The sequence below is a fragment of the Halanaeroarchaeum sp. HSR-CO genome (assembly GCF_024972755.1).
Classification (GTDB): Archaea; Halobacteriota; Halobacteria; order Halobacteriales; family Halobacteriaceae; genus Halanaeroarchaeum.
In genome coordinates this window covers 2,241,946-2,264,040 of sequence record NZ_CP087724.1, presented here as the reverse complement: position 1 = coordinate 2,264,040, position 22,095 = coordinate 2,241,946, and the positions used below count along the sequence as shown (strand labels likewise).

The 22,095-nt window shown below is 64.8% G+C and carries 20 protein-coding genes and 1 tRNA gene; 12 read left to right on the top strand and 9 right to left on the bottom strand.

All coding sequences use genetic code 11. The features are described from left to right. Positions 1-65 precede the first annotated feature (65 nt). Positions 66-1,613, top strand: coding sequence for a TrkH family potassium uptake protein (locus HSRCO_RS11800; protein ID WP_259517841.1), 1,548 nt, complete (start codon positions 66-68; stop codon positions 1,611-1,613). 181 nt (positions 1,614-1,794) lie between these two features. Further along, the gene (locus tag HSRCO_RS11795) at positions 1,795-3,045 is read left to right on the top strand and encodes a Glu/Leu/Phe/Val dehydrogenase (RefSeq protein WP_259517840.1); all 1,251 of its coding nucleotides are present in this window, start codon (positions 1,795-1,797) and stop codon (positions 3,043-3,045) included. Positions 3,046-3,089: 44 nt separating this feature from the next. Here the strand turns inward: HSRCO_RS11795 and HSRCO_RS11790 are convergent, their stop codons facing one another. The 4 genes from HSRCO_RS11790 to HSRCO_RS11775 form a co-directional block, all read right to left on the bottom strand. Next, complete coding sequence (locus HSRCO_RS11790; protein WP_259517839.1) at positions 3,090-5,318, bottom strand: amino acid permease; 2,229 nt, start codon at positions 5,316-5,318, stop codon at positions 3,090-3,092. Between the two features lie 33 nt (positions 5,319-5,351). Beyond that, entirely contained in the window at positions 5,352-6,071 is a 720-nt protein-coding gene (locus HSRCO_RS11785; RefSeq protein ID WP_259517838.1) for a universal stress protein, read from the bottom strand. Positions 6,072-6,174: 103 nt separating this feature from the next. Beyond that, positions 6,175-6,270, bottom strand: a complete 96-nt coding sequence (locus HSRCO_RS11780; protein ID WP_259517837.1) for an archaellin/type IV pilin N-terminal domain-containing protein — start codon at positions 6,268-6,270, stop codon at positions 6,175-6,177. A gap of 97 nt (positions 6,271-6,367) precedes the next feature. Next, positions 6,368-7,132: a VOC family protein gene (locus HSRCO_RS11775; protein ID WP_259517836.1), complete on the bottom strand. Its 765-nt coding sequence runs from the start codon at positions 7,130-7,132 to the stop codon at positions 6,368-6,370. A 154-nt stretch (positions 7,133-7,286) separates the two neighbouring features. Here HSRCO_RS11775 and trkA point away from each other — a divergent pair, with 154 nt between their 5' ends. Together trkA and HSRCO_RS11765 are read left to right on the top strand one after the other, a co-directional pair. Then, positions 7,287-8,624, top strand: coding sequence for a Trk system potassium transporter TrkA (gene trkA / locus HSRCO_RS11770; protein WP_259517835.1), 1,338 nt, complete (start codon positions 7,287-7,289; stop codon positions 8,622-8,624). Positions 8,625-8,626: 2 nt separating this feature from the next. Then, positions 8,627-10,171, top strand: a complete 1,545-nt coding sequence (locus tag HSRCO_RS11765; RefSeq protein ID WP_259517834.1) for a TrkH family potassium uptake protein — start codon at positions 8,627-8,629, stop codon at positions 10,169-10,171. Positions 10,172-10,204: 33 nt separating this feature from the next. On the opposite strand, the gene HSRCO_RS11760 is transcribed toward HSRCO_RS11765, so the two are convergent. The 3 genes from HSRCO_RS11760 to HSRCO_RS11750 form a co-directional block, all read right to left on the bottom strand. Next, a complete protein-coding gene (locus HSRCO_RS11760) occupies positions 10,205-12,421 on the bottom strand; it encodes an amino acid permease (protein ID WP_259517833.1) in 2,217 nt (738 codons plus the stop codon). Next, positions 12,418-12,858, bottom strand: a complete 441-nt coding sequence (locus HSRCO_RS11755) for a universal stress protein (RefSeq protein ID WP_259517832.1) — start codon at positions 12,856-12,858, stop codon at positions 12,418-12,420. Before HSRCO_RS11755 ends, HSRCO_RS11760 begins: the two co-directional genes overlap by 4 nt. 104 nt (positions 12,859-12,962) lie before the next feature. Then, the gene (locus HSRCO_RS11750; protein ID WP_259517831.1) at positions 12,963-13,355 is read right to left on the bottom strand and encodes a hypothetical protein; all 393 of its coding nucleotides are present in this window, start codon (positions 13,353-13,355) and stop codon (positions 12,963-12,965) included. Positions 13,356-13,432: 77 nt separating this feature from the next. On the opposite strand from HSRCO_RS11750, the gene HSRCO_RS11745 reads away from it, so the two are divergent. The 5 genes from HSRCO_RS11745 (at position 13,433) to HSRCO_RS11725 (ending at position 16,803) form a co-directional block, all read left to right on the top strand. After that, entirely contained in the window at positions 13,433-14,071 is a 639-nt protein-coding gene (locus HSRCO_RS11745; protein WP_259517830.1) for an adenylate kinase, read from the top strand. 43 nt (positions 14,072-14,114) lie between these two features. Beyond that, the gene (locus HSRCO_RS11740; RefSeq protein ID WP_259517829.1) at positions 14,115-15,029 is read left to right on the top strand and encodes a DUF106 domain-containing protein; all 915 of its coding nucleotides are present in this window, start codon (positions 14,115-14,117) and stop codon (positions 15,027-15,029) included. Between the two features lie 71 nt (positions 15,030-15,100). Further along, positions 15,101-15,679, top strand: coding sequence for a (d)CMP kinase (cmk, locus tag HSRCO_RS11735; RefSeq protein WP_259517828.1), 579 nt, complete (start codon positions 15,101-15,103; stop codon positions 15,677-15,679). A gap of 1 nt (position 15,680) precedes the next feature. Next, on the top strand, positions 15,681-16,556 hold the full coding sequence (locus tag HSRCO_RS11730) for an RNA-guided pseudouridylation complex pseudouridine synthase subunit Cbf5 (protein WP_259517827.1): 876 nt from the start codon (positions 15,681-15,683) through the stop codon (positions 16,554-16,556). Between the two features lie 174 nt (positions 16,557-16,730). Next, positions 16,731-16,803 (top strand) — tRNA-Pro (locus HSRCO_RS11725). Positions 16,804-17,426: 623 nt separating this feature from the next. Here the strand turns inward: HSRCO_RS11725 and HSRCO_RS11720 are convergent. After that, a complete protein-coding gene (locus HSRCO_RS11720; RefSeq protein ID WP_259517826.1) occupies positions 17,427-18,122 on the bottom strand; it encodes an SOS response-associated peptidase in 696 nt (231 codons plus the stop codon). 141 nt (positions 18,123-18,263) lie between these two features. Here HSRCO_RS11720 and HSRCO_RS11715 point away from each other — a divergent pair, with 141 nt between their 5' ends. From HSRCO_RS11715 to HSRCO_RS11705, 3 genes are all read left to right on the top strand, one after another. Further along, on the top strand, positions 18,264-18,680 hold the full coding sequence (locus HSRCO_RS11715; protein ID WP_259517825.1) for a high-potential iron-sulfur protein: 417 nt from the start codon (positions 18,264-18,266) through the stop codon (positions 18,678-18,680). 213 nt (positions 18,681-18,893) lie between these two features. Next, positions 18,894-19,772, top strand: a complete 879-nt coding sequence (locus tag HSRCO_RS11710; protein ID WP_259517824.1) for a universal stress protein — start codon at positions 18,894-18,896, stop codon at positions 19,770-19,772. A 242-nt stretch (positions 19,773-20,014) separates the two neighbouring features. After that, positions 20,015-21,259, top strand: coding sequence for an MFS transporter (locus HSRCO_RS11705; protein ID WP_259517823.1), 1,245 nt, complete (start codon positions 20,015-20,017; stop codon positions 21,257-21,259). Positions 21,260-21,323: 64 nt separating this feature from the next. Here HSRCO_RS11705 and HSRCO_RS11700 read toward each other — a convergent pair whose 3' ends face one another. Then, on the bottom strand, positions 21,324-22,061 hold the full coding sequence (locus HSRCO_RS11700; RefSeq protein ID WP_259517822.1) for a hypothetical protein: 738 nt from the start codon (positions 22,059-22,061) through the stop codon (positions 21,324-21,326). Positions 22,062-22,095: the final 34 nt, after the last annotated feature.

The following is a 22,095-nucleotide window of genomic DNA, read 5'->3' as shown; positions in this document are numbered from 1 at the left end:
CTTCCGAACCGGTTACCTGGTGTCGAAACGACCATCAGTCCCCCGGCCGACGGAAGCAGTATCGAATGGTATCGAGTCCGAGTACGTACGTCGATTATCGGCTGAGCGTGGCGTACGTCGGGAGCGTCCTCAAATTCCTCGGCGTCACTCCCCTGTTCCCACTCGTCCTGGCGCTCTATTACGACGAAGATCCAGTCCCGTTCGTCGCGGCGAGCGTCCTCATGATCGGTGGGGGCGTCCTACTGGAGCAGCTACGGGGTGATGGAGAACTGGGCAATCGCGAGGCATTTTTGCTGGTGAGTCTCGCGTGGCTGGTCGTCCCGATGGCTGGCACGGTCCCCTATCTCGTGGCCGGAACCGGGACGGTCGGCACCCCCGTCAACGCCATGTTCGAGAGTATGAGTGGGTTCACCACGACGGGCGCGACGATCCTCGGCGACATCTCGATCGGCACGCATGGTCGAGCCATGCTGCTGTGGCGCCAACTCACCCAGTGGCTCGGTGGCATGGGGATCCTCGTGTTGATGGTCGCCATTCTCCCGAAATTGTCCGTGGGTGGGGCACAGGTCATCGACAACGAGTCACCGGGACTCTCCCTCGAGAAACTGACGCCCAGAATCCAGGAGACTGCCCGAGCGCTCTGGGGCATCTACGCCGGGTTCACCGTCCTCGCGGTGCTCGTCTATTACGCCCTCCATCTGGGTGGTCTCGCGCCGAAGATGGATCTCTACAACGCCGTCGCGCACGCGCTCACGACGTTACCGACCGGCGGCTTCTCGCCGCAGGCACGGAGCATTGAGGCATTCTCGCCCGCGGTCCAGTGGGCGGTGATGCCGTTCATGCTCATCGCGGGGACCAACTTCGCCCTGTTCTGGTACGTCTTGCAGGGAGAGCCGAACCGGTTGACGAAAAATCCCGAATTCCGGTCGTATCTGTACGCTGTCGTCGGATTCGGAACCGTTATTTCTGGAATCCTCTTTGCCGGTGTCGGTCTCGCAGGGACGCCGACGAACATCGCGGTCATCCACGGGAACCTCGAGAACGCCCTGAGACAGGGGCTCTTCCAGGTAATCGCAATCGTGACGACGACCGGCTACGCCAGCATGGACGTCAACACGTGGGACGGGTCCGCACAGACGATCTTGCTGTTCGCGTACTTCCTCGGTGGCTCCGCTGGGTCCGCCGCCGGGTCGATCAAGATCGTCAGGTGGGTGCTCGTGAAACGAGCCATCGGTCGGTCACTGTTCACGTCCGTCCACCCCGACGTCGTCAGACCGATTCGCTTGCGCCAGGACATCGTCGAGGAGGAGACCATCCGGGACGTGTTCGTATTCGTCGTGTTCTTCGTGGCCTTGTTCGCGTTCTCGACGATGGTCCTCTACCTCGACACGCTCCGAACGCCGGACGTCTCGCTGTCCGGACTGGAGGCGATGAGTGTCGCCATTGCCACGCTGGGGAACATCGGCCCGGGATTCGGCGTCGTCGGACCGATGAACAGTTTCCTGCCGTTCTCTGCCGGGGCGAAACTCTACATGGTCTTCCTGATGTGGATCGGTCGGCTGGAGGTCCTCTCGGTGGTGGTCATCTTCACCCCCTCCTTCTGGCGGCAGTGATCACGTCTGGGGGCGTGTTACCGTGCTAACCGTACACAATTTTTCAGCCGGTGAGACGGTGCGCAACACTTGTGGTGCAGACAATATAATTATCGACCATGGGTGATGCCCAGTCCGTACCGACTCCGTTCCGGACCCGACCGTTCCAGATCACCGCCGGACGAGGAAGGGGGGATCGGCGATGAGTGACGGCGGCCCGTTCGAGAATCTCCGGACGATGATGGACCGGGCCCACGAGTATACAGACGTTCCACAGAACGTATTCGTCCGCATGAAACATCCCGAACGCACACTCCGCGTCGGGGTGCCCCTGTTGCGCGATGACGGGAGCGAGGAGATCGTGGAGGGATTCCGGTGTCAGTTCGACAGCACACGCGGTCCGTACAAGGGCGGTATCAGATATCACCCAGACGTGACCGTCGAAGAGGTGATCGCGATGGCCGGACTGATGTCGCTCAAGACGGCCCTCGTGGACCTGCAGTACGGCGGGGCGAAGGGCGGGGTCGTCGTCGACCCGAAGGAGTTGAGCCGCGACGAGATCAAGCGGGTCACACGACGCTATACGGAGGGTATTCGTCGGATGATCGGGCCCGAGATGGACATCCCGGCACCCGATATGAACACCGGTCCCCGCGAGATGGCGTGGGTCATGGACACCTACTCGATGTACGAGGGATATCCGGTCCCCGAGGTCGTCACCGGGAAGCCCCTCGAACTGGGCGGGACCCCGGGCCGGATCGAGGCGACCGGTCGCGGCGTGGCTATCATCACGCGGGAGTTCGTCGAACACGTTCAGGGCTCGCTCGAGGATACCACGGTGGCGATCCAGGGGTTCGGGAACGTGGGTTCGTGGACCGCCAAGATCCTGGAGGAGTTCGGAGCGACCGTCGTCGCAGTCAGTGACGTCACGGGCGCGATCTACGACCCCGATGGACTCGACGTCGAAGCCGTCTTCGAGCACGCAGACGCGGGCGGGATGCTCGATTCGTACGACGCAGAAGAGGAGATCAGTAACGACGAACTCCTCCGTCTCGACGTCGACGTCCTCATTCCGGCGGCCATCGCCGACGTCATCACGGACGACGTCGCCGAGGACCTCCGGGCGGAGATCGTCGTCGAAGCGGCCAATGGCCCGACCACCCCGGCTGCAGATCGGGTCCTGCGCGAACGAAACATCCCGCTCATTCCGGACATCCTGGCGAACTCCGGGGGCGTCATCGTCTCCTACCTCGAGTGGGTCCAGAACACCCAGGAGTACGCCTGGACGCTCGAGGAGGTGAACGAGGACCTCGAACGGCGGATCGTGAAGGGCTTCGACGACGTCATCCGACGGGCCGACGAACTGGGTACCCCCGACTTCCGCGTGGCGGCCTACGCCATCGCGATTCAGCGCATCGGCACGGCCCACGCCTACCGCGGACTGTTCCCCTGAGTCTGCAGCAAACGCGTACTCAGCGCAGACTCCTTTTGAGACGCTTACCGACGGTTTTCCCTCCGGCTCTGGGGGGATTCCGTGGCGTCGTATGCTCCTCGAACGATCGCGACGTTGCCAGTCGCCTCCTGGCTGATCCGCTCGGCGATGGTTCCGAAATTGACCCGTTCCGCGTCGCTACGTTCCGAGAGACCCACGCAGACGGTGTCGTACTGACTCACCGCGTCGAGGATGGCCCCCTCGACGTCGTCGACCACGACAGCCGACCGATACTGGGACGAGTCGAGACCGGCGCGATCGGCCACGTCGGCGATCACTGCCGCCCCGCGGGCTTTCGGATCCCCGTCCCCATCGGTCGTCGTCGGTTGGACGGAGAGCAGTGTCGGGACGGAGTCGTCGACGGTCGCGAATTCGACCGCTCGGCTGGCGGCGACCTGCGAGTGTGGCCCCGGTCCCGCGAGTGCCACCGGCGTTCCGACGGTCTCGTCGTGGAGCGTCACGAGCGAAACCTCGCACGGCGCTCGTTCGACGACGGCGTCCAGGTTGGGACCGAACACGTAGCCATCGCGGACCAACTCGCCGCTCCAGCCCAGTAGCACCTGGTCGGCGTCTTCCTCGACGAGCGTCTCCAGAATCGCCTCGTCGACATGGCTCCCGGTCAGTGCCCGTGTTCGCAACGAAACGTCCAGGTCGGCTGCCACCGTCAGGGCCGCTTCGAGGAGGTCGTGCTGGTGTTCGAGGCGCTCCGCCTCGACGTTCTGCCCGGGGGATGGGTCGTCGACCTGAAGAACGTTGACAGCTACCAGCTCGGGCGTGGCCTCGTCGGTGTGGGCCTGGGCCGTGGCCGCCGCCAGTCGGAGCAGGTCCGTCTGGGTCGCCGGATTCGCGATGGGGACGACGACGCGGTAGCCGTCCTCGATTTCTCCGGCGAGTGCCTCCGATAGCAATCCGGTGTCGAGGGCGTGGTCTCTGACGTAGACGACGTACCAGGCCATCCCGAGACCGACGATACCGAGCCCGAGCAGGATGATGGTCGTCGCCATCTGCGTGATGACGAGGACCGACAACAGGACGCCCAGTATCGGGACGGCCGGATACAGGAAATCGGGGATTCGAAACGAGGGGTCGTACACGTCCGGGTCTGCCCGTCGAAAGACGACCAGCGAGACGTGGACCAGCGAGTACGAGACCAGGAAGCTGAAACTCGCGACCTCGGCCAGCAGTGCGACGATGGTCTCGACAACCAGGCCGACGGTCACGAGGAGGCCGGTCAGGACACCGGTGGCGACGATGGCCCGATGTGGCGTCCCGAACCGTGGGTGTGTCACGTTCAGCCGGTCGCTCATGAGGTCGTCGCGCCCCATCGCGAAGTTGACCCGAGCGGCCGCGAGTATCGAGGAGTTCGAACTCGAGATGGCGGCGATCGCCGCCGCCGCGACGATGGCCACAACGCCGCCGGCACCCAGGAAGACCACGGCGACGTCGGAGACCGGGACGAGCGAATCACCGAGCGATTCGTAGGGAATGACGCCGGTACTGACGATCATCACCAGCGCGTACAGGATGGTGACGAGCACGACCGAGAGGAGCATGGACTTCGGGATGTTCCGACTCGGCTCTTTCACCTCGCCAGCGACGGTGGCGATGATCTCGAAGCCGAGGAAGGAGACGAAGACGATACCGGTCGTGGCGATGATCCCGCTCGGTCCCGTCGGGGCGAACGGCTCCAGGTTCGCGGTATCCACGAAAAACAGGCCGACGAGGACGTAGACGAGGACGATGGCCGTCTCCGTCCCGATCATCACGTTCTGGAGCTGGCTCGACTCCTCGGTGCCGTAGTAGTTCACCCCCACGATCAACGACAGGCCCACGAGACCGACGAGGACCACGAGTGCCCGACCATCGAGAAACGGCATCGGGCCGACGAGGTACTGGCCGAATCCGATCATGTAGAAGGCGCTCGCGAACATCAGCCCGGTCCACATCCCCCACCCGACGATGCTGCCGAAGAACCCGCCGAGTGCCCGGTTCACGTAGTGGTAGCTGCCGCCGGCGATGGGCATGCCGGTCGCGAGTTCGGAGAGGGAGAGGGCCGCGAGTAACGCGACGAATCCGCCGATCAGGAACGACACCGAACTGGCCGGTCCGGCGTTCTCGGCAGCGATACCCGGAAGGATGAATATCCCCGCGCCGATCATCGTCCCGCCACCAAGCGTCATCGCCTCGAGGAACCCGATGTTCCGTTCGAGTTGCCCCTCCAGCTCTCCCGTCATGGCCCTCGAGCGTATTTCCTCGTCATCGTTCGGTCAGTCGATGTCCCTGACGATGATGGCCGGAATCGCTATCTCGTCGAGGATCGGTGACAGGACGGCGCCGATGATGCGCTCGCGCAACGAGGGTTCGGTCTCCCCGAGGATGACTAGATCGTGCTCCGAAGCGAGGGAGACGATATCCGCCCTCGGTTCGTCACGCTCCGAAAGCGTCCATTCGATCCGGTCACGTTCGACGCCCTCTTCGGAGAGACGGTCGGCCGCCCCACGGAGGACGAACTCCCCCTGGCTCGGATCGGCGTCGGGCTCAACGGCGTGAAAGAAGGTGACGGAGGCGTCGCTCGCCCTGACGAGTTCGCCGACCAGGGTCACGATCCGCTCCAGGTTCACGTCGCCGCGAAGTGGTACGAGGAGGCGGTCGATCGGTCCACCCTCGCCGGGCATGAGCACCGCATCGCAGTCGTACTGGTCTGCCACGCGGTCGATGCTGTCCCGCCGGTCCTTCGTGAAGACCAGGACGCTCTCCACCTCGTGGTCGGTGGCCGCAAACTGGTCCACGACAGTCGCCAGTCTCGCTGCCGCTTCCGATTCGTGGTCTGCTTTGAGGTGGGCCGGGGCGGTCTGCTTGGGGACCGGGTACCACCCGAGCACCACGACGTTGACCGGTTGGAGGAGTTCCAGCACCCCGCTATCGGGCGGTTCCACGGTCGAAACGTCGACCGGAACCAGAATCGTCGACTCACCGGTGAGTGCCATGAAGTGCTATTGTCCGACGAACGGTTTCACTGTTTCCGTGAGGGCCGTCGTCGTATTGACACGGCGCACGGCAATGGTCACGTCGGGAAACGGGAACGGTCGGTCAGATCGTCAACGCACCGATCAGGACGACCAGAACGAGCGTGAACATCACCATCAATGCGACGGCAATCGGGGAAGATATCGCTCTATCGGTCATTGCCGGATATTTCCGTGGAGGCTTTATCAATGTGTATGTACGCCCGAAATAGTGACAGCACCTACCACTGGGTAGCCAGCGTCTCCCGGCGGCCGCCTCAGCGCTCGACGATCTCGATCTCGTGGCCGTCGGGGTCTTTCGTGAACGCGTAGTTCCAGTCACAGGATTCGGGGTCGCGGTAGTCGGGGGCGCCTCGGGTCTGCAACTGCTCCCAGTACTCGCCGAGGTCAGTCGCCCGTACCGCGAGGTGGCCCCACGCGTCGCCCATATCGTAGGTCCGCCCGTCGTAGTTGTAGGTGAGTTCGACTGCCATGGCCTCCGGGGGTGCTCCCGCGGGTTTCATGTAGTAGTTCGCGAAGGTGTCTGACTCCCAGCGGCCGGTGTGTTCGTACCCGAACTTCCGCGTCCAGTAGCCGATGGACTCGTCCGCGTCTTCGACGCGGAGCATGGTGTGATCGATGCTGAACAGGGCGCCGTGATCGCGCTGGACCAGTTCGATCTCGTGGCCGTCGGGATCTTTCACGAACGCGTAGCCGGGGTTCTCCGATGGCGGTCGATACTCGTCGACCCCGTCCTCGATCAGTTCGTCGTAGACCCGTTCGAGTTCGCCGTCAGGGACGCGGACGGCGATGTGCCCCCAGGCGTCGCCCATATCGTAGGTTCGGTCGTCGTGGTTGTAGGTCAACTCGAGTTTCGCGCCCTGCTCGTGGCCGTCGCTCGGGGCGAGATAGACGTTGGTGAACGTCTCCGCCTCCCAGCGACCCGTCTCCTCGTACCCGAGGTGGCCAGTGTACCACTCGAGGGCGGTCTCCAGGTCTTCGACGCGAAGCATAACGTGATCGAGAATGGCGTCGTCGGTCATATCGGGAACGAAGGGCGCCGGGGTGTTAACGGTCCCGGACTCCGCAGTTCGGGCCGCCAGTGCGGGTTGAAGACTGCTCGATGTCCGTCCGCATGTCTTAACGCTTTTGTGCTCCGGCAGTCAGGATTCCATCGTACGAACAGGTGGTCAAGACATGCGATTACTCGTCATCGGTGCCGGCGACGTCGGTTCGTCGATCGCCGCCAGTCTGTCGGGCTCACACGAGGTGGTCGTCGTCGACACCGATCGAGAGCGGGTCGACGCGCTCACCTACGAGTACGACGTCCTCCCCATCCACGGCGACGGGACCTCACTCGACGTTCTCGAGGAGGCGGATGCGGCGAAGGCAGATATCGTCATCGCCAGTACTGACTCGGACGAGACGAATCTGGCCATCAGCGGGACGATCAAGACCATCTCCGATGCGTTCACCATCGCCAGAGTCCAGAAACTCGCCTATCTCGAGACCTGGCAGCGGTCCCATACCGCCTTCGGAGTGGACTTCATGGTCTGTACCGACCTCCTCACCGCGCAGTCGATCGTCCGTCTTATCGGGCTTCCGACCGCGAAGGACGTGGACCCCTTCGCGGGCGGTCGCGTGCAGATGGCCGAATTCGAAGTGCCCACAGGTGGCCCCCTCACCAGTCGAACCATCCAACAGGCCGACCAGTACGACGGCCTGACGTTCGCCGCAATCGTTCGCGACGACGAAGCGATCATCCCGAGCGGCGAAGACGTAATCGAAGCGGGTGACCGGGTGGTCGTAATCGGGAATCCAGAAACCGTTCGACAGTTCGCGACCGCCGTGACTGCCGAAGAGACCGTCGAGGCATCCCGGGACGTCGTCATCGTCGGCGGCAGTTCCATCGGGTATCAGGTGGCGCGGTTGCTCGAGGAGCGGGACATCGGGCCACGGCTGTTCGAGTCGGACCCGGACCGGGCCCGAACGATCGCAGAGCAGTTGCCGAGGACCACGGTGATGGAACACGACGCGACGGATCTCGACTTCCTCGAACGGGAACACGTCGCCGAGGCCGACATCGTCGTGGCGACACTCGACAGCGACGAGAAGACGCTCCTGGCGGCACTCATCGCCAAACGCGTCGGAGTCGAGCGAACGGTCGCCGTCGTCGACGAGGCGCAGTACGTCGACCTGTTCGAGGCAGTGGGTGTCGACGTCGCCGTGAACCCACGTGAAGTGACTGCCGAAGAGATAACCCGGTTCACCAGGGAGCGCCGTGCCGAGAACGTCGCGATCCTCGAATCGGGCACTGCCGAGGTGATGGAACTCGAGATCGGGGCCGATAGCTCCCTCACGGGCCGCCCCATCAGCGAGGCGGTTCGTGACTTCCCCGAGGGCGTCGTTATCGGCGCGATCACTCGCGGCGGGGAGTTCGTCGTCCCCCGCGGCGACACCGTCGTCGAGGAGAACGACCACCTCGTACTGTTCGCCCGAGAGGGCGTCGTCGACGACGTGCTGGATCTCCTCTGACGATGTCGCGACACGTGTACGTCGACTGGCGGTCCGCACTCTCGCTTGTCGGCCGGGTCGTCAAGTATCTCTCCGTCCCGCTTCTCATCCCCCTCTTCCTGGCGGTGGTCTACGGGGATGGCATCCTCGCGTTCGCCGTCACCATCGCGGTGGCCTTGCTGACAGGCACGCTCCTCGAGTCGCTCTACCCCGACGACGTCGATATCGGGGCTCGCGAGGGATTCCTGATGGTGGCGATGTCGTGGCTCGCCGTCAGCATGGTCGGCGCTATCCCCTACGTGATCGCCGGCTTCGGGACGGCCTCGACGGTGGCCCACCCGGTGAACGCACTCTTCGAGAGCATGAGCGGGTTCACGACCACGGGCGCGACCGTGATGGGCGATATCTCGGTCGAGACCCACGGCGAGGCGCTCATGCTCTACCGCCAACTCACCCAGTGGCTCGGGGGCATGGGGATTGTCGTGCTCGCCGTCGCCATCCTCCCGGAGCTCTCCGTCGGTGGCGCACAACTCATGGACGCGGAGGCGCCCGGACCGGGCATTCAGAAACTCACTCCTCGCATCCGGGAGACGGCCCGGGCCCTGTGGAAGGCGTACCTCGGGATCACCCTCCTGGAGATCGCTCTTCTCTACGGCCTCTATCTGACGGGGTTCGCCCCGAACATGGGACTTTACAACGCCGTCGCCCACGGATTGACCACGATGCCGACCGGTGGGTTCTCGCCGGAGGCCCGGTCGATCGAGGCGTTCTCGGCCATCGTCCAGTGGGTCATCATCCCGTTCATGATCGCGGCGGGGACGAACTTCGCGCTGTTCTGGCACGTCCTCTCCGGCGACCCGAAGCGACTCTTCCGGGACGACGAGTTCCAGTTCTACGTCGGGGTGCTCGGTGTGCTCGCCGCGGCCGTCACCGGCGTGCTGTTCACGCACGGTGAATCGTCGATTCAACTGGTGGAGCTGCTCTCGGGCGACCTCGAAGCCTCGGCCCGTCACGCGGCCTTCCAGGTCGTCTCCATCGTGACGACGACGGGGTACGCCAGCATCGACTTCAACGGTTTCAACGAGGCCGGGACGTTCGTCATCGTCGCGGCCATGTTCATCGGCGGCAGTGCCGGGAGTACGGGTGGGGGGCTGAAGATCATTCGGTGGCTCGTCATCCTCAAGGTCATCCGTCGGGAGTTGTTCGTGACCGTCCATCCGGAAGCGGTCAAACCCATCCGGCTCAATGGGAAACCGGTCGCCGAGAACGACATCCGTGGGATATTCGGCTTCACGCTCATCTACGTCGTCGGATTCGTCCTCGGCACGGCCATCATCGTGTTCGACGCCCAGCGCGTCGACCTGACGCTGTCCGTCCTCGAGGCGGCAAGTGCCTCGGCCGCGACGCTCGGAAATATCGGCCCGGGGCTCGGCATCGTTGGCCCGATGAACAACTACTTGCCATTCCCTCCGACGACGAAACTGGTGATGGTCGGTCTGATGTGGCTCGGCAGGCTGGAGATTCTACCCGTGCTGGTCGTGCTCACCAGGGCGTACTGGACCTCCTGACGAGAGGGGGAGCGATCCAGATCCCCGCGACAGTCAGCCCAACAACCGTCGCCAGAACGACCGTTCGGACTTCGTCTCGGCCAGCAACACCGAGCAGGACACCTCGTCCAGCACGTCCATCACGAGCGATCCGCGGACCAGCCGGGAGAGGAGCCCCTTCTCGGTCGCCCCGACGATGAGCAGGGTGGCGTCTTCGGCTTCTTCCTTGATGGCCGATTCGATGTCCGCATCGACCCTGACGATGCGCTCGGCGTCCTCGAGGTCGTGCGAGCGGGCCCACCCCTCGAGGAACTCCTGCCCCGTTTCCTCGTCTTCGGCGACGTGGAGCAGCGAGACCCGACTTCCGTACTCGTCGGCGAGGATCCTGGCGACGACCGCGCTCAGGTCGGAATCCGGGCCGCCCGCGGTCGGCACGAGGATTCGCGAGTTGTCGAGTCCGCGGTCTTTCAACACGAGGAAGTCCGCGGGGAGGTCGTGGGCAAGTTCGTCGATCGCACTCTCCGCCCGGCCTGGCGACCCGTGCTCGCTCTTGCCCCATCCCATGACTACCGTGTCCGCGTCGTGGGTCCGCGCGGCGTCGAAGACCTCCTCGAAGGCCCGGTGGGAGAAGATCGTGTGCGTCTCCACGTCGACGCCGAGTTCGTCGGCCTTGGCTTCGGCACGATCGAGCGTGTCACCGGTGGCGAGGTCGAATTTCTCGGTGTGTTCTGCGGCATAGGAGAGCGAGGTCTGGTCGGGGACCGTGACGATGTGGACGGCCACGACCGTCCCCTCGTTGGCTTTGCCGATCGCGCCGCCGAGGGTCATCAGGTCGTCGACGTGGTCGGGGTGGGCGAGCGGAACGAGGACGCGGTAGGTTCCCCCGTCGGGAGTGGGTGCTGCCGTCTGGGTCGTCTCCGGGCCGGCCTGCAATCTCCGCAGGGCCGTCGACGCGACACCGGTCGTCTTGCTTCGCTCGCGCGCATAGAAGAAATACCAGAGGACGGCGAAGACCACGAAGGCCACGCTGAGTAGGATGACGATCGGTTCGATGAACCCGATGAGGGCGAAGGAGACGATGGCACCGACGACCGGGGTGAAGGGGTAGAGCGGGACCTCGTAATCGGGCTGATAGGTGGGCGGGTTGACCTCGCGCATGACGATGAGCGCGACGTTCAACAGACCGTAGATGAGGAGGTGTAACACACTGCCGGCAGTCGCCAGAGTCTCGACGTCGCCGAAGACGATGAACACGAGGATGAACAGGCCGGTGACGGCGATGGACCGATAGGGGGTCGCGAACCGTTCGTGGACCTCGTTCAGCCACGCCGTAACGATACCGTCTCGACCCATGGCAAAGTTGATACGGGAGGAGGCGAGGATGGAGGCGTTTGCGCTCGAGGCCGTCGCGAGCAGTCCGCCGAACAAAAGGAGGGCCGCCCCGGCGGGGCCCGCGAGCATGCGTGCCACGTCGACGACCGCGGTCTCGTTGTTCGCGACGACCGGCGTCTCGACGACGGCGAGTAAGACCACGAGGACGAGTGCGTAGATGACCGTCACGATGAGGACGCTCCCGATGACGGCCCGCGGGAGGTTCCGCCCCGGATCTTTGATCTCCTCGGCAACAGAGGTGATCTGGACGAACCCCAGGAAGGAGACGAAGATGAGTCCGGTCGTGGGCAGCAGTGGGCTGTAGCCGAAAGGTGCGATCGGACGCAACGTCGAGAGGTCGGCGTTGAAGGTCCCGACCAACGTGAACCCGGCCAGGATGAGAACCAGCGTCACGACGATAATGTTCTGGAGTCTGCCGGTCTCCTTCGCACCGACGTAGTTGACCGCGACGAAGAACCCAGCACCGAAGAGGGCAATGACCTTCGCGGGAGGCAGCGACAGCAATCCGATTTCCACCCCGGGAACGGAGAGGAACTCACCGACGTACTGGCCGAACCCGTACATGTAGAACGCTGACGCGAACGCGAGCCCCATCCAGTTCGCCCACCCCGCGATGGAGCCGAACAGCGGCCCGAGCGCGTGGTTGATGTAGTAGTACGCGCCGCCGGCCTTGGGCATGGCCGTTCCCAGTTCGCTGGCCGACAGGGCAGTCAACAACGCGATAGCGCCACCGAGGACGAACGCCACGGCGACCAGCGGCCCAACCCTGGCGACCGCGGGGCCGGGGAGGACGAAGATACCCGCGCCGATCATCGTCCCGACCCCGATGGTCAGCGCGGCCAGGGGCCCGAGGTCTTTCGCCAGTTCCTGTTCGCTCATTCCTCCTCACCGTCGCTTGGGAAGACGATCACCGGTCGGTCGGCCTGCTTGACGAGTTTCGCCGAGAGGTTGCCCGAGAGGAGATCGAGCCACCGCGACCCCCGCCGCGGCGAGAAGACGATTGCCGAAGCGTCCGTATCGCGACCGAAATCGAGGATGGCATCGACGACGTCCGTCCCGAAGACGATTTCCGTCGAGCAGTCCACGTCGGCGCCGTTACAGGCGCTCCGGACCGCTTCGAAGGCCTCCTCGGCGAACTCCTCTCGCTGTTCGACGGACGCCTTATCGATCGCCCCGCCCGCCTTCTCGACGACGTACACCGCGGTCAGCGAGCCACCGGCCGCGGCCACGTGCGGAACGGCCACCTCGCACGTCGCGGCGGCGTCATCGGGGCCGGCGACGGGGACGACGACCCTGGAGAGCAGAGATTCAGCCATGGTCCTGGCGGTGACGAAGGGTGCTCGGCCACTCGTCTACCGATGCGAAAACGCTCATGCCATCGCTCTGGAACGCGTCGTATAAAGTGTTGTCCGAGTCCGGCTCAGACCGCCGTCACCCACAGCCGGTAGTCGACCGGACGCTCGTACACCCTGCGAAAACACTGCTCGACGAACTGGGCGATTCGTTCGTCGTCGACCCGGGTCCTGATACGGACGTTCGTGCCGTCGACGTCCGCCGGTGCCGTCCGCTCGTGGATGGTCATCCCGCCGAACTCGTCGAATAACCCCTCCAGTCGATGCAATTCTTCGTCGGTGCAGTCCAGATTGAGGAGTGATTCCCTGGCGTCGAACTGGATCCACGGTTCGGGGTCGTCGTCCGCGTCCGTGGGGGTTTGTAGCGTGGTGAACCTACTATTACGCTCGCGATGCGCACGAATCGCGTCCACCACGAGTTCCACGCGGTCGGTCTCTGTGTCGGCGTCGAATCGTCCCATACGCGCACGGACGGCTTCGGGGTGCAAAAACGAGGGGTTCCTGACCTTCTTTATAGGTGGACCCGGTGTGTTCCTGTATGGGAGCACCACGAGTGTTGCTTCTCGGCGCCCCGGGTGCCGGGAAGGGAACCCAGTCACGACGACTCGTCGAGGAGTTCGGCGTCGAACACGTCACCACTGGCGACGCCCTCCGCGCGAACAAGGACATGGAGACCGAGTACGGGACGCCACGAGAGTTCATGGAGGCCGGCGACCTCGTGCCGGACCCCGTCGTCAACGAGATCGTGGAGGCCGCACTGTCCGAGGCCGACGGCTTCGTACTGGACGGGTATCCGCGAAACGAATCGCAAGTCGAGTACCTGGATGGCATCACTGACCTCGATGCAGTCCTGTACCTGGCCGTCGCGGAGTCAGAACTCATCGCCCGTCTCACCGGACGGCGCGTCTGCGAGGACTGCGGGGCGAACTACCACGTCGAGTTCAACCCACCCGAGGAGCCCGGGGTCTGTGACGAGTGCGGCGGCGACCTCTACCAGCGGGACGACGACACCGAGGCGGTCGCTCGCGACCGCATCGAGACCTACCGCGAGAGCACCGAACCGGTCATCGAGTACTTCCGGGAGAAGGGAACCCTGGTCGAGATCGACGGCGAACAGACCCCCGATGAAGTCTGGACCGACGTGCACGAGGCGGTGGCCGAGCGCGCCGACCCGTGAGATTGTAAAAGGTTCTTAACCTCCGGTCGCCGAGAGACAGATAATGGTACGAACCGCGGAGAAGGTACGCGACCTCGTCGAGGAGGACCCGGCCCTCCAGAGCGTGCTCGCGGACCTGCTCGAATCCGAGGACGAACTCCGCTGGCGGGACGTGAAGGGAGACCTCACCAGCGGACAGTGGGGCCGCCTCCTCCAGAAGGACGTCCTCGTGGAGGGCGACGATGGGTTCCGTTTCGCCGACCCGGAAGCCGTCCGCGAGGGCCTCGACATCGCGGGCGATGGTGAATCGGGCTCCTCCCCAGCACCGGAAGACATCGAGGACGAGGAGACGAGCTGGACAACCTACGACAAGGCCGCAGCCCTGTTCTCGCTCGGCCTGTTCGCGGGTTACTCCTTCGGTCCGGTCCGGAACATCATCGGCTCCGCGATGGACGTCTTTTTGGGCCCGCTCGACGCGATACTCCCGTTCTACGCCGTGATCATCGTCCTCGCGGTGATGACCGGCCTGTACTCGACGGTCCTTCAGGGGAGCCTGATGAACATGGACAAGATGGGTGCCTATCAGGAACGGATGAAGGACATCCAGGAGCGCCAGAAAGCGGCCCGCGAACGCGGTGACGACGAGGCCCTCGACCGCATCCGCGAGGAGCAGATGGACGCGATGGGCGACCAGCTCGGGATGTTCAAAGAGCAGTTCCGCCCGATGGTCTGGATCATGGTGATCACCATCCCGGTGTTCCTCTGGATGTACTGGAAGATTTTGCCAGGGGCCTCCGGGCAGATCGTCGGGGTCGAACCCGACCAGATCATTATGCCGATCGTCGGCTCGGTCGACTCCTGGCGGTCGGGCGTCGTCGGCCCGCTCCAGGCGTGGATCCTCTGGTACATCCTGGCGTCGATCAGCTTCTCCCAGGTTATCCGGAAAGCGCTGAACATCCAGACCACGCCGACGTCCTGAACCGGTTCTCGTTTCGACGGGGTCGCCGACCGGTTCACAATCCCTTTAGTTCGTCCCGTCTCACTTCGACTATGTTGATCACCATCTCCGGTCCCATCGGTAGCGGCAAGAGCACCGCTGCCCGGGCGCTCGCCGAGGAACTCGGCTACGAGCACGTCTCCGGGGGCGACATCTTTCGCTCGCTCGCCGACGAGCGAGACTATACGCCGCTCGAATTCAACAAACTCGCCGAGGAGGACGACCAGATCGACCGCGACCTCGACCGACGGCTGCGCCAGACGGCCCGCGAGCGGGACGACCTCGTGCTCGAATCCCGACTCTCCGGGTGGATGGCCGGCGATTACGCGGATATTCGGGTCTGGCTGGACGCCCCAGAGGACGTCCGGGCCGCCCGCGTCGCCGACCGCGAGAACACGCCGATCGAGGAGGCCCGACGTACCCTCCACGCCCGGGCAGAGAGCGAGGTCGTCCGCTACCGCCGGTACTACGACATCGACTTCTCCGATCGCTCCATCTACGACCTCTCCGTGAACACCGCACGCTGGGGGCCGGAGGGCGTCATGGAGGTCGTTCGAACGGCCGTCGCGCAGTACGATCCCGACGATGACGAGGGCGCGTTCCCCATCGAAGGCGTGGACTACGAGTTCTGACATGCCACACCTTCGCGACGCACCGGACGACCGCGATCCCGAGGCGCTACTCGAGTTCGGCGTCCTCAACCTCGACAAACCGCCCGGCCCGTCGGCCCACCAGGTCTCGGCCTGGATCCGCGACTCGGTCGGCGTCGAGAAGGCTGCTCACGCCGGAACGCTCGACCCGAAGGTCACCGGCTGTCTCCCGGTCCTGCTCGGTGCGGGAACCCGCCTCGTCCCCGCGCTCCTGGAAGGCGCGAAGTCGTACGTGGCCGTCCTCGAACTCCACGACGACCCGCCGGCCGATCTGGAATCGGTCGTCGCCGAGTTCGAGGGCGAGATCTACCAGAAGCCCCCGAAGAAGAGCGCCGTCGCACGCCGCTTGCGCACCCGGACGATTCACGACCTCGACGTCCTCGAGGTGGCAGATCGCCAGGCGCTGCTCGACATCCGGTGTGAGAGCGGGACCTACGTCCGGAAGCTTTGCCACGACGTCGGGCTGGCGCTGGGGACCGGCGCCCACATGGGCGACCTGCGCCGCACCGGCACCGACCCCTTCGACGACACCGACCTGGTCACGCTGCACGACCTCGCCGACGCCCTGGCCGTCTGGCGAGACGACGGGGACGACGAGTGGCTTCGCGAGGTCGTCCATCCCGCGGAGCGGGCGCTGACACACATCCCGAGCGTGACCATCGCGCCGAGTGCCGCCGAAGAGGTCGCCGAGGGCGCGCCGGTCTACGCCCCCGGCGTCATCGACGCGGACGACGCTCCCGAGGACAGTCTCGTGGCCTGTTACACCCCGAACGGGGCCGCCGTCTGCCTGGGCCGGCTGGTTGGCGACGCGGACGCCGACGAGGGACTGGTCGTCGACCTGGAACGGGTACTGGTGTAGGGCGAACACGTGACACTGGCGGGTCCCGAGCGGGCGTGTCACGATTTCGCGGGTCCGACTCGGGATCCGGGCGGTGGGATGGCGGTCGCTTGCCCGGTCATCGTTGATAAACGCCCAGTCGTGGCAGGGGTGGAACGAAGGCCTTAATGCGCGGTCACGCTTTGGTCCGAGTGCGGGACCGTGGGGTAGCTTGGTATCCTCGGCGGATGGGGTCCGTCGGACTCGAGTTCGAATCTCGACGGTCCCATTTTCGACGAACGAAGTGAGGAGAAAATGGGAGCCAGAAACGTCGCGTAGCGACGTTTCGACGGTCCCACTTCTGACGAACGTAGTGAGGAAGAAGTGGGAGCCAGAAGCTTCGCGAAGCGATGCTTCGACGGTCCCATTGGACCGTTTTACGAGATGGGTTTCCTCGCTCTCTAGCGCTCGCTGTGGGACCCCATCTCGCAAAAATCTCTCGCGCAGAAGCGAAGCTTCTGCTGGATGTCGTCAGAAGCGGTGCTTCTGACTGCAAGCCAGACCGCTTCGCGGTCTGGTAGTGCCACCGAGCTACGCTCGGTGAGCACACCAAAAACGTCCTCATCGCTCACTACGTTCGCGATGAGTGAACCGTCTCGTTCGGTGGAAGCCTGAGCCCATCACACTACGATAGAATCAGCACTCGTTGTTGGTGGCGGCTTCGTCGGTCGCTGGGCATCTGCTGTACAATCGGTGGGGGTATACGGTCCAGATGAGGAATTTGGACGTTGCGTGACTCAACCCGGGATAGGTCGAAACGAGCCGCGACGTCGTTCACGCGGCGCGGAATGGGTACCGCGACGAAGCGGCACGTGAGGAATCTAGCGAAATTGGAGGTTGCTGACCCACCGATCAATCCGACCCGAACGAATCGAGACCGGTCTGGCCGGTCTCACCGCCGATCGGGTCGATGACCGCCGGCGAGTCGTTCGCGGGGTCGTTCACGACCGTCGATATCGGATAGGCCCCGAGGTCCTCACCCTCGTAGGGGTGGAGCAGATCCTTTGCGTCCGCGAGCGAGTCCGGTTCGAGCCACGTCGATTCGTGCGCTTCGTCGAGGATGACCGGCATCCGGTCGTGGATGGGTTCGACCACGTCGTTCGCGTCGGTCGTGATGATCGCGACGGTGGTCCGTTCCGCCCCGCCGTTCGCCCACCGACTCCAGATGCCGGCCATCGCGAACAGCCGGTTCTCCGCCATGGCGACCCGGTAGGGCTGCTTGCCGCCCCGATCACCCTGCCACTCGTAGAAGCCGTCGGCGACGACGAGCGCCCGCCGGTTCTCGAACGCCGAGCGGAACAGGTCGTTCTCGTCGACCGTCTCGGCACGAGCGTTTATCGGGCGCGGACCCTCGGCGAAATCGTCGGCCCAGTGGGGAACGAACCCCCATTCGTCGTCGGTGAGCGTCTCCTGATCGTCGTCGTGGACGACGACGAGCTCCTCGCCCGGGGCGACGTTGTACCGGGGTTCGAAGTCGCGTTCGAACGTCGCCTCGAAGCGCCGTTCGATCTCGGGCTGTGGCGTGAACAGCGAGGTGCGCCCGCACATGCGTCGCGGTAGGCCCTGTGGGGTACTCAAGGTGTGGGCGGTCGGGTTCGTACCGCCATGCCAGTGGCCCCTTGCAGCGGTGTCGCTCCCCATCGCCGATCCGAAGCAAAGGTTTTAGTTCACACGAGCTGACATTTTACCATGGACCTGGATACGCTCGCGAATCGGCGGGCCTACCTGAGATACACCGGTGTGGCGGCCGTCACGGCACTGGCTGGGTGTGGTGGGGACGGGAACGGTGGGGAACCCGAACCGAACCACGAGGTTCCGCATCCCGACGATGGGAGCCTGGCGGACGCCGAGGCGACCGGAACGGCCTTCGAGGGCGAGGACCGCGACCCGGACCTCGTGCAGGCCAAAGATGCGGAGACGGTCAATTACCAGCACATTCCGGAGGGGGACGAGCACTGTGGCAACTGTGAGGAATTCGTCCCCGACCAGAACGACGACGACTACGGCGCGTGCCTCCTCGTCGACGGCAAGATCCATCCCTGCGACTGGTGTGCCCTGTACGAGGGACCGTACGAGGGTGACGACGCAGTACCGTGTTCGATGTGACCTGGCCCCCGATCGAAATCAACCGCCATGGGTACCCAGCTGGTGGCCTGTGCGGAACTATCGAACCAAAGGGTGCGATTCTTCCCTGCGCACTCGAACTGACCGTCGGTACCCGTATTCTCTCGACTGGCCGACCAGCGAGTCGAAACCGTCTCGCGATGGCGAAATTGTTGGACAGGTTATACTATATCGGGGAACGTACCTGGCGGTAGGATGTTCGACGCCATTCTCGTTCCGACCGATGGGAGCCCCGAGATCGACGGGGCGCTCGCTCGCGCCGTGGACCTCGCCCGGATGGACGACGCGACGGTCCACGCGCTGTACGTGGCCGACAGCGGTGCCGAACCAGTCTCGAGCGAGTCTCAGGCACAGACGACACTGCGACAGGCCCTGGTAGCACGCGGGAACGAAGCGACCGCGGCAGTGCGGGAGTTCACCAGCGACTACGACGTCGAGGTCGTGAGCGACGTCCTGGAGGGCGTCCCCTATCGGACGATCCTCGAGTACAGTCAGCGCGAAGCCATCGACCTGATCGTGATGGGAACCCGCGGTCGCTCCGGCGGGGGAGACCGTCGGCTGGGAAGCACCACCGAGCGAGTCGCGGTCGTCTCGGAGGTACCGGTCCTCTCGGTCCCACTCGCCGCCGGTGCCACGGTCCCGTCGTCGAGGTATGGACTGGTGGACACGGTCCTCATCCCGACCGATGGCAGCGATCCAGCGGCGCGGGCGGCCGAACGCGGCATCGAATTCGCCGAGCGATACGGCGCCGACGTGTACTTGGTCTACGTCGTCGACACGTCGACGTACGACTTCGAGGATACGCCACGGAGCATCCTCGGGTTGCTCAAGGACGGGGGACAGAACGCCGTCGACGAGATCGCATCACTGGCCCGTGACCGCAACCTCCAGACGACGACGGACGTCCTCCGGGGCCTCCCGGAAGCGGAGATCCTGGAGTACGCCGCGGGGATCGACGCCGACCTGATCGTGATGGGGACCCGCGGTCGGGGCGCGACCCCGGACCAGGTGCTCGGGAGTATCACCGGACGGCTCCTCCGGCGATCGCCCATACCGGTGTTGACGGTCGGATAGCGCTTCGGCCGGTCCCCGGCAACCGGTGGTCGTCGGCAGAGCCAGCGGCCCCCTGGTGGCGATTGGCCGAGTGGCTACCGGCCACCGTCTCCGACCGTCCCGGTACGGGTTTCGACCGACGAAGGGATGGAACCGCAAGGTGGGAGCGGTCCATCACGGCCACGGCGCCGTCCATCCTCGCCGCATCCCGTATATATACGGTCCTGGCCACCCCAGTCATCTCCCGAGACGCCGCTCTCAGTATGACCAATCGCCGCGACCGATTCGCGCTCGCCGCCGTCGTGTTCGCCATCATGCTCTCCCAGGTGCTCCTCTACCCCGGTATCGACACCCTCGTCGCCGCCCTGGGCGCCGAGACGGCCCTCGACGCGAGCATGTGGTTTCTCGCCGCCGAGTTTGCGGCATTCGTCGCGTTCGCGGGGGTCTGGGGCGCGGCGAGCGACGCCGCCGGGCGCCGCCGGGCTTTCGTCGTCCTGGGGGCCCTCGGTGGAGCCGTCGGGTACGGCCTCCTCGCCGTGCTGCCGCGGTTCACCACGGTGACATTCGGGACCGTCCTGGGCGTGCGCGTTCTTCAGGGGGCCGCCACCATCGGCGCACTCTCGCTCGCGATGACGATGCTGATGGACCTCGACGGCGGGCACGGTCGGAACATGGGCGCGGCGGGGATCGCCATCGGCCTCGGGACAGCCATCGGGTCACCGCTGGGGGGCCAACTCTACGAGGTCGGACCGCTGGTGCCGCTGTTTGCGGCCAGCGGGTTCCTCGTAGTGGTCGCCGGTCTCGCGCTGTTCGTCGAGGAGCGGGCGGCGAACCCACAGCGGGAGACGTTTCGGCGGGCCGTCCAGACGGTCCGCTCCCGCCCCGTACTCGGGGTGCCCTACGCCTTCGGGTTCATCGACCGCCTCACCGCCGGATTCTTCGCGCTCGTCGGGACGCTGTACTTCCGGACCGTCTTCGAACTCGATCCCGGCGCCACCGGCGCGATGCTCGCACTCTTTTTCGCGCCGTTCGCGCTGTTCCAGTACCCCTTCGGCGTTCTCTCGGATCGGATCGGGCGGACGATACCGATCGTCGCCGGGTCCGCGGCCTACGGACTGGGTATCGTGGGCGTCGGCCTGGCGGCGGGACCGCGGCCCGCTGGGGCGATGTTGTTCGTGGTCGGCGTGCTCGGGGCGCTGATGGCGCCGGCCACGATGGCGCTGGTCACCGATATGGCCGACGCGACGGAGCGTGGCGTCGCGATGGCCGGGTTCAACATCTTCGGGAGCCTCGGATTCCTCGCGGGGATCCTCGCGGGTGGGATCATCGCCTCGGAACGCGGCTTCCGGGACGCCTTCCTCGCGGTCGGGGGCATCGAGATCGCCATCGCGCTCGTCATGATCCCCTTTTTCGTCTCCTGGCGGCGTCGCAACCCGAACGACCTCGAAGCGACAGCGGAGTCCGCCGATGCGGGAGAGGCGGGACAGACGGAGGAATCTCCCTCGTAGAAACGGATCCGGGTGTGTAGGGTGTCGCTCGGCGCGATCTGGTTAGTCCGGCCCCGCAGACCGACTATTCCTCGTCATCGTCCTCGTTCTCGCTGATCTCGTCGACTTTCTCGATGACCTCGTCGATCTCCCTGCCGACCGTCTTCTCGACCTCTTTGCCCACCGCTTTCTCGACTTCGTCGCCGACCGCCCGTTCTACCTCGACGCCGACGGCCTTGCCGACGTCCTCGGTCACTTCCTCTTTGACGGTCTCGCCGACCTTCTCGGCCACTTCGTCCATCTCCTTGTGGACCGTATCGCTGACCGTCTTCTCGACCTCTTCGCTGACTGTCTTGACCTCTTTGCTCACGGTCTCTTCGACCTCCTTGCTGACCGTCTCGCCGACTTCTTCTTTGACGGTTGCACCGACCTCCTTGCTGACGGCTTCGCCGACTTCTTCTTTGACGGCCTCGCCGACCTCTTCTTTGACCGTCGCACCGACTTCCTTGCTGACGGTCTCTTCGACCTCTTTGCTGACCGTCTCACCGACTTCTTCTTTGACGGTATCGCCGACCTCCTTGCTGACGGCCTCGCCGACTTCCTTCGTGACCGTTTCTTCGACGCGTTCGGCGACCTCGGTGGTCATCCAGTCGGGGTCGAACCGTGCCATCTTCCAGCCGATGTGGATGACGTAGGAGACCAGCACGCCCAGTCCGAACGCAATACCGACGCCGGTTCCGACCAGCAAGATGAGCCCGATGGCGACGAAGATCGCCACGCCGTACAGGAGGTCGACGACGAAGTCGACCCGGCTCGGGTTCATCGGGATCCCTCCGCTGATCCCGTAGTGTCCGCTC

Bases quoted from the DNA above. Each gene is read 5' to 3' on its own strand.
- HSRCO_RS11800 (WP_259517841.1), top strand. From the start codon at position 66: ATGGTATCGAGTCCGAGTACGTACGTCGATTATCGGCTGAGCGTGGCG.
- HSRCO_RS11790 (WP_259517839.1), bottom strand. From the start codon at position 5,318: ATGACGGGAGAGCTGGAGGGGCAACTCGAACGGAACATCGGGTTCCTC.
- HSRCO_RS11775 (WP_259517836.1), bottom strand. From the start codon at position 7,132: ATGACCGACGACGCCATTCTCGATCACGTTATGCTTCGCGTCGAAGAC.
- HSRCO_RS11780 (WP_259517837.1), bottom strand. From the start codon at position 6,270: ATGACCGATAGAGCGATATCTTCCCCGATTGCCGTCGCATTGATGGTG.
- HSRCO_RS11785 (WP_259517838.1), bottom strand. From the start codon at position 6,071: ATGGCACTCACCGGTGAGTCGACGATTCTGGTTCCGGTCGACGTTTCG.
- HSRCO_RS11710 (WP_259517824.1), top strand. From the start codon at position 18,894: ATGTTCGACGCCATTCTCGTTCCGACCGATGGGAGCCCCGAGATCGAC.
- HSRCO_RS11730 (WP_259517827.1), top strand. From the start codon at position 15,681: ATGCCACACCTTCGCGACGCACCGGACGACCGCGATCCCGAGGCGCTA.
- HSRCO_RS11795 (WP_259517840.1), top strand. From the start codon at position 1,795: ATGAGTGACGGCGGCCCGTTCGAGAATCTCCGGACGATGATGGACCGG.
- HSRCO_RS11740 (WP_259517829.1), top strand. From the start codon at position 14,115: ATGGTACGAACCGCGGAGAAGGTACGCGACCTCGTCGAGGAGGACCCG.
- HSRCO_RS11760 (WP_259517833.1), bottom strand. From the start codon at position 12,421: ATGAGCGAACAGGAACTGGCGAAAGACCTCGGGCCCCTGGCCGCGCTG.
- HSRCO_RS11715 (WP_259517825.1), top strand. From the start codon at position 18,264: ATGGACCTGGATACGCTCGCGAATCGGCGGGCCTACCTGAGATACACC.
- HSRCO_RS11755 (WP_259517832.1), bottom strand. From the start codon at position 12,858: ATGGCTGAATCTCTGCTCTCCAGGGTCGTCGTCCCCGTCGCCGGCCCC.
- HSRCO_RS11705 (WP_259517823.1), top strand. From the start codon at position 20,015: ATGACCAATCGCCGCGACCGATTCGCGCTCGCCGCCGTCGTGTTCGCC.
- HSRCO_RS11700 (WP_259517822.1), bottom strand. From the start codon at position 22,061: ATGAACCCGAGCCGGGTCGACTTCGTCGTCGACCTCCTGTACGGCGTG.
- HSRCO_RS11750 (WP_259517831.1), bottom strand. From the start codon at position 13,355: ATGGGACGATTCGACGCCGACACAGAGACCGACCGCGTGGAACTCGTG.
- cmk (WP_259517828.1), top strand. From the start codon at position 15,101: ATGTTGATCACCATCTCCGGTCCCATCGGTAGCGGCAAGAGCACCGCT.
- trkA (WP_259517835.1), top strand. From the start codon at position 7,287: ATGCGATTACTCGTCATCGGTGCCGGCGACGTCGGTTCGTCGATCGCC.
- HSRCO_RS11720 (WP_259517826.1), bottom strand. From the start codon at position 18,122: ATGTGCGGGCGCACCTCGCTGTTCACGCCACAGCCCGAGATCGAACGG.
- HSRCO_RS11745 (WP_259517830.1), top strand. From the start codon at position 13,433: ATGGGAGCACCACGAGTGTTGCTTCTCGGCGCCCCGGGTGCCGGGAAG.
- HSRCO_RS11765 (WP_259517834.1), top strand. From the start codon at position 8,627: ATGTCGCGACACGTGTACGTCGACTGGCGGTCCGCACTCTCGCTTGTC.